The following is a 310-nucleotide window of genomic DNA, read 5'->3' as shown; positions in this document are numbered from 1 at the left end:
GTATCATCGGTAATTGGAATCGATACATTTATACTTGTCGCACCTGCTGGAATCGTTACTGTAGTGGTCGTGCTTGTATAATCGTTTGGATCTTCCGCTGAGTTATCTACTGTCGTGATTGACACTACCGTATCTACTGAGCTTGGATTGTCAATGCTTACTGGTACACTTGCTGAGCCGCCGTCTTCTGCGATGGTTACATCACCAACGCTCATGGCTGGAGTATCATTATCTGTGATCGTAACCGTTCCTGAATCAGTCGTATTACTCGTGTTTGCGCTTGTCACTGATCCGTTGACTGTAAAGTCTT

General features: G+C 44.8%; 1 protein-coding gene. It reads right to left on the bottom strand.

Annotation, left to right across the window (positions count from 1 at the left end; translation table 11 throughout):
• On the bottom strand, positions 1-310 hold a 310-nt coding region (locus tag AA089_RS23345), incomplete at both ends, for a Calx-beta domain-containing protein (protein WP_046759440.1).

Source organism: Kordia jejudonensis (genome assembly GCF_001005315.1).
GTDB classification, from domain to species: Bacteria; Bacteroidota; Bacteroidia; order Flavobacteriales; family Flavobacteriaceae; genus Kordia; species Kordia jejudonensis.
The sequence above is the reverse complement of the archived record's forward strand: the minus strand, read 5'-3'. Positions and strand labels throughout refer to the sequence as shown.